Here is a 6,099-nt window from a genome sequence, read left to right on the forward strand (position 1 = left end):
GATGATGCACGCTCCCGCGCCGACGCCGCTGCCACCCGCACCCCTGCCCATCAAGACGACGCAGGACGGTCAGGCGACCAGCACCGCGCAGCTCGCCGCTGCCTCGGCAGGCGGTTTCCAGTCCCTCAACCCGACCGGTGGCATGGGCGTCCCCAACCCGATCACGTCAACCGCCAAGCTCCTCGGCCTGTAAATGGATATCACCGCAACGCCAGCCCCCTCGTCGAGCCGTGGCACCGAGGTAGCCAATCTCCTCGCCCAGCTTCGCCAGGACCGCTCGACGCTCGATGCGCACTGCGTCGAGATCGCCGAGCGTATGCTGCCGCGCGACCGCTATGCGTTCTTCAACCAGATGAACATCGAAGGTTCGAAGCGAACCGACATGATCCTGGACGCGACGGCCGCCAAAGGTCTGGAGCGCTTCGGCGCCGCGATGGAGAGCCTGCTCACACCGCGAGGCTCGACTTGGCACAGCCTGACGCAGAACGATCCCAAGCTCAAGAAAATCCTCCGTGTCCAGAACTTGCGCGGCGACAAACAAGGTGAGACTCAGCGTCAATCAGGATGAGACTCGGCGGCGGGGGTGTGACGAAGGGAGGGCGTAGCCCGACCGGAGTTACACCCCCGCCGCCGCGCAATTTTTCAGCGTCTTATGATCGCGGTCGGCCCGGTAGCTTGGTGGTTTTCTGGAATGGAGAACCATCTTTGTGCCGGGTCGCCATGTAACCGATCATCAGACGAGGCTTTTTATGAAGTACCGACAAAACAATTCTATCGAGGTCGCCGCCGCCAAGGCGTCGATCAGCAGGGCGACGGCCTATCGCATCAAGACGGACGCGCACCTGCCATCGCAAAAGCAAAAGGCTCGTGGCCGGCGGAGGCCTGACCCTCTCGAGCATATCTTCGATGCCGAGGTCGTTCCCCTTTTGAAGGCGGCGCCAGGCATCCGTGTTGTCGCCATCTATGAGGAGATGCTGCGGCGGCACCCGGAACTGAGCGCGGGCATTCGCCGAACGCTGGAGCGGCGCATCCGGTCATGGCGTGCCATCCACGGCGAAGAGCAGGAGGTTATCTTCCGCCAGCTTCACGAACCCGGCCGACTCGGGCTATCGGATTTTACCGACATGGGCAGCCTTGACGTGTCGATCGCCGCCGGCCAGTCTCTTGATCATCTACTCTACCACTTCCGGCTCGCCTGGTCCGGCTTTGAACACACCCATGTCATTCTCGGCGGCGAGAGCTTCGTGGCCCTGGCCGAAGGACTGCAGAACGCGCTGTGGTCGCTTGGGGGAGCGCCGCTCTATCATCGCAGCGACAGCCTGTCGGCGGCTTTCCGCAACCTCAGCGCCGATGCGAAGGAGGATCTCACGCATCGCTACGAAGAGCTTTGCGCGCACTACCGCATGACGCCGACCCGCAACAACAAGGGCATCGCGCACGAGAACGGTTCGATCGAAAGCAGCCATGGCCATCTCAAGGATGCCATCCGTGACGCCCTTCTGATGCGCGGCAGCAGAAATTTCGACGATCTCGGCGCGTATCGAGCCTTCATCGACGAGATCGTCAGCCGGCACAACGCCAATCATGGCAAGCGCATCGATGCCGAACGCCCTCAACTGCAGGAACTTCCAGACCAGCGGACCAGCGACTTCGAGGAGGTGGTCGTCACCGTGTCGCGGACCGGCGGCTTCACCTTGCGCAAGGTCTTCTACACCGTTCCCCTCCCGCCTGATCGGACATCGGCTTCGCATCCGCCTGTTCGATGATCGCCTCGAGGTCTTTATGGGAGGAACAAAGCTGATGACGCTGCCCAGGGGCCGAGGCCATGCCGACGGGAGGCACGATCAGGTCGTCAACTATCGGCACGTCATCCATTCCCTGCGCAAAAAGCCGATGGCGCTTCTTAATCTCGTCTATCGTGACAAGCTCTTCCCGCGGCAGGAATACCGCAGGGCCTTCGACGAGCTCATTGAGCGGCTGCCGGACAGGCAGGCGTGCAAGATCATGGTCGATCTGCTGGCGCTGGCCCACGATCGAGGCTGCGAGCGTGAGCTTGCCGAGCAACTCACCGAGACCCTCGACGCCGGCGACCTGCCCGATATTGCCGTCTTGCGAACCCTCCTCGGCCCGGACCCCGCACGGCTGCCGACCGTCTTGGTGCAACTCGCTTCCCTTAACGGCTATGAAGCCCTGATCGGGGCAACCCATGTGGGAGACGTCGCATGAGCAACGCCCACACCATCGACGAAGCCCGCCTCGGCATCATGCTCAACGAACTCCGGCTACCGACGATCAAGACGCTCTGGGCGCAATTTGCCGAGCAGGCCGATAGAGAGGGGTGGCCCGCCGCCCGGTTCCTCTCGGCCATCGCCGAGCATGAGCTGGCCGAACGGGCACATCGCAGGATCGAACGGCATCTGGCCGAAGCGCATCTGCCGCCCGGAAAGACGCTCGACAGCTTCGCCTTCGACGCCGTACCCATGGTCTCCAAGGCCCAGGTCATGGCCATGACCGCCGGTGACAGCTGGCTCGCCAAGGGCGCCAATATCCTGTTGTTCGGCCCACCCGGTGGCGGAAAGTCGCATCTTGCGGCAGCGATCGGACTCGCCCTCATTGAGAACGGCTGGCGCGTGCAGTTCGCCCGAACCACCGATCTCGTGCAGAAGCTCCAGATCGCGCGGCGAGAGCTGCAGCTCGAAGCCGCCATCGCCAAGCTCGACAAGTTCGATCTGCTCATCCTCGACGATCTGGCCTACGTCACCAAGGACCAGGCCGAAACGAGCGTGCTCTTCGAACTCATCTGCGCAAGATATGAGCGGCGTTCCATCATGATCACCGCCAATCAGCCCTTCGGAGAATGGAACAGAATCTTTCCGGACCCCGCCATGACCCTCGCCGCAGTGGACCGACTTGTTCACCACGCAACGATCTTCGAGATGAACGTCGAAAGCTACCGGCGCAGATCCGCCATGGAAGCCAAACGCCAGCGCGGCAGGCCAGCCTCTTACGCGACAATCAAGAACAAACACGAACTTGTCGCGGAGCGGCAATCAGAAATAGATGAAGGCCTTGCCAGCGACAATCAGCATGATAATTTGCACGTGACCGCGACCTGAGAATCTCATCCAGATCGCCGCTCACGTCTCATCCAGATCGTCGCGCTATAAGAACTACTTCGATGACGTGACGGCCATCCTGTTCGCCCAGCGCTACTCGGCACATTCGGCATTCGCCACCGTGCAGCAGGAGAGCTACATCAGCATGGGCGCCTACGGCACCGGCCAGTACCGGGTCGAGAAGCCCCGCGAGAAGGGGCAGCGCGGTCTTCGCTACGGGTCGATGCACCTCGGCAGTATCTTCTACATCGCCGACTACCAGGGCCGCATCAACACGGCGCTGCGGTCATTTAAGCTCTCTGCCCGGCAGGCCGTCGACATGTTCGGCCTGGACATGCTGCCGCCGCAAATCCGCATCGAATACGACAAGCCCATTGGCAAGCGCAGCGAGCGGCCGGACTTTGAGTTCGTCCAGTATGTCGAGCGCAACAAGCTTATCATTCCGCACGCCCTGGATCACCGGGCGATGACCTTCACGTCTGAGTACGTCAGCATCGAAGGCAAGCAAGTCGTCGAAGCCGGCGGCTACCGGACCTGGCCATTCCCCGTCAACCGCTACGTGACGGCCCCCGGCGAAACATATGGGCGGTCGCCCGGTATGCTTGCCCTGCCGGCCATCAAGACGTTGAACGAGGAGAAGCGCATCATCCTCAAGCAAGGCCACCGGGCGGTCGACCCGATCACCCTGGTCTTCGACGATGGCATCCTCGACGGCACCGATCTCCGGCCCGGCGCGATCATAACCGGCGGCGTCAGCGCCAGTGGCCAGAAGCTAGTCCAGGAGTATGGCAACAACGGGCGTGTCGATGTCGGCAAAGACCTGATGGAGATGGAGCGGAAGGACATCAACGATATCTTCCTCGTCACCCTATTCCAAATCCTGACAGACAATCCGCAGATGACCGCGACCGAAGTGATTGAGCGCGTTCGCGAGAAGGGCGCTTTGCTTGCTCCGACCGCCGGTCGTCAGCAGTCCGAATGCCTCGGCGTGCTCATCGACCGCGAGCTTGATCTGCTCAATGAGCAGGGAATGCTGCCCCCGATGCCACCCGAGCTTGTAGAAGCTGCCGGCGCGTACAAGGTGGAGTTCGACGGCCCCCTATCCAGAATGCAGAGGGCCGAAGACGTTGCCGGCCTGACGCGCACCATTTCCATCGTGCTGCCCTACGTCGAGGCGACGCAAGACCCGACGCCGCTGCTCGTCATCGATATGGAAGCGGCCATGCCCGACATCATGTGGGCAAACTCCGTGCCATCCAAATGGCAGCGTGATCCGGCTGCGCTTGCACAACTCAAGCAGCAGAAGAACCAGCAGGCCACGATGCAACAGGCCGTCGCCGCCGCGCCCGCTCTCACCGGGCTGGTCAAGGCGTCCGGCCCCAACGGTGCAAAATGAGCGACATCATCGAGCAGGCTAGGGCGCTGGTACGGGGGATATTCAGCCGGCGCAGTCAGGCATATTCGCGTGTCTTCGATACGGTCGACGATCCGCGCGGCGATCGCCAGGCCGTCCTCGATGACCTGATGAAGTTCTGCCACTTCGACAAGGGCGTCTATCACCACGACCAGCGCATGACCGATGTTCTCATCGGCCGGCAGGAGGTGCTTCACCGCATCTTCGACTACGCCGGGCTCGACACTGCCGCGCTGTATCAGAAGTACAATGCCGAGAAATTCAACCCACGGAAAATTGAGGAGTAACCAATGCCCGATCCTATCATCACCGCCCCGGTCGCACCGGTCGCGCCGGTAGCTCCAATCGCCCCGGTTGCACCGGCCGCCCCGACCGATTGGGTGTCCGGTATTCCCGAGGGTGTTGCCCGCGACCACGTAGTCTCCAAGGGCTACAAGACCCCCGGCGACCTGGCCGCAGCCAACTACAATCTTATGCGTATCCATTCCGGCAGTGGCGACGTTATCGAGAAGCTGAAAGCGGATGCCTCACCACAGCAGCAGTCCGGCTGGTACAAGACGGTGAACGGCATTGGCGCCGACACCAAGTACGATCTCAAGTTCGCCGATGGCCTCCAGGTCGATCAGACCTACGTCGAGACGGCCAAGAACTGGTTCAAGGACGCCGGCCTCCGGCCCGACCAGGCGCAGCTCCTCGCCGACAAGAACAACGAGTGGGTCCAGCAAGCCGGCGCCAAGATGGCAGAGGAAGCCAAGGCCAAGAACGAACTTGGCATCGCGCAGCTCAAGTCGAAATACGAAGCCCAGGGCGCCGGCCAGTACGACCAGCTCATCGCGAGCGGAGCGAAAGCAGCGAAAGCCCTTGGCCTGTCGGCCGAAATGCTGGGTCGCCTGGACGCCGCCAACGGCGTCGCCGCGAACCTGGAACTGCTCGCCGTCCTCGGCGAACGCATGGGTGTCGAGGCTCCGTTCCGCGACGGCGCCCCGTCGATCAGCCCGTTCTCCAATCCCGAGGGCGCCCGTGTCGAGTTGGCCAAAATGTCCGGGGACAAGGCGTTCGTCGACAGTCTGATGAACCCCAAAGACCCGATGCACGCCGTCAACACGCGGAAGCACTCCGACCTCCAGAGGATCGCATATGCCAAAAAGTGATCAGCCCGTCGCCGCACCATTCGTCGCGCCGGCCGAGGAGAAGTGGAGGCAGCAGGTACGCCTTGCTTGTGTCCAGGCTGTCTCGGCCCGCGTAGTGGCGTCGCACGCCGCATACGAGGCTATGTCCATAATCGAGGTAGCCAGAACCCTGGCCAATTTCGTTCTCCAAGGTGATTGACAAATCATACCGTGGTATGATTTAATAATCATTGCTAGGTCTTCTAGCGTGTCCCTGTGACCCGAGCGCGGGTCGTTTCTAGCCTCCCGGCCCGCGCTCCCTCCCTAACGACATGCCGGATGACGAGCTGAGCGAACACCCCGGCTTGCCGGGCCGCTGACCGTCCACTCTCGGGCCGGCTCGTACCGAACACCCCGAACCAAACCAATCGGTTCAACTCAACTCTCGGGTGTAAGGAAA

At 62.0% G+C, this 6,099-nt stretch carries 6 protein-coding genes and 1 pseudogene; all 7 read left to right on the forward strand.

Features of this window, described 5'->3' with window-relative positions:
* The first annotated feature begins 1 nt into the window (after position 1).
* Positions 2 to 193, forward strand: a complete 192-nt coding sequence (locus LGH82_RS33180) for a hypothetical protein (RefSeq protein WP_227346733.1) — start codon at positions 2 to 4, stop codon at positions 191 to 193.
* Positions 194 to 568 (forward strand): portal protein, encoded by a 375-nt coding sequence (locus LGH82_RS33185; RefSeq protein ID WP_227346734.1) that lies wholly within the window; start codon positions 194 to 196, stop codon positions 566 to 568.
* Positions 569 to 749: 181 nt separating this feature from the next.
* A pseudogene (istA, locus tag LGH82_RS33190) lies at positions 750 to 2,226 on the forward strand (IS21 family transposase).
* Positions 2,223 to 3,116: an IS21-like element helper ATPase IstB gene (istB, locus tag LGH82_RS33195; protein ID WP_227344001.1), complete on the forward strand. Its 894-nt coding sequence runs from the start codon at positions 2,223 to 2,225 to the stop codon at positions 3,114 to 3,116. Before istA ends, istB begins: the two are co-directional and overlap by 4 nt.
* 13 nt (positions 3,117 to 3,129) lie before the next feature.
* Positions 3,130 to 4,512, forward strand: coding sequence for a portal protein (locus tag LGH82_RS33200; protein ID WP_227349748.1), 1,383 nt, complete (start codon positions 3,130 to 3,132; stop codon positions 4,510 to 4,512).
* Positions 4,509 to 4,817 carry a hypothetical protein gene (locus LGH82_RS33205; RefSeq protein ID WP_227346735.1) on the forward strand — a complete coding sequence of 103 codons (309 nt, stop codon included), beginning with the start codon at positions 4,509 to 4,511 and terminating at the stop codon, positions 4,815 to 4,817. Before LGH82_RS33200 ends, LGH82_RS33205 begins: the two co-directional genes overlap by 4 nt.
* A 3-nt stretch (positions 4,818 to 4,820) precedes the next feature.
* Complete coding sequence (locus tag LGH82_RS33210) at positions 4,821 to 5,681, forward strand: hypothetical protein (protein ID WP_227346736.1); 861 nt, start codon at positions 4,821 to 4,823, stop codon at positions 5,679 to 5,681.
* Positions 5,682 to 6,099 lie beyond the last annotated feature (418 nt).

Source organism: Mesorhizobium sp. PAMC28654, assembly GCF_020616515.1.
Lineage (GTDB): Bacteria > Pseudomonadota > Alphaproteobacteria > Rhizobiales > Rhizobiaceae > Mesorhizobium.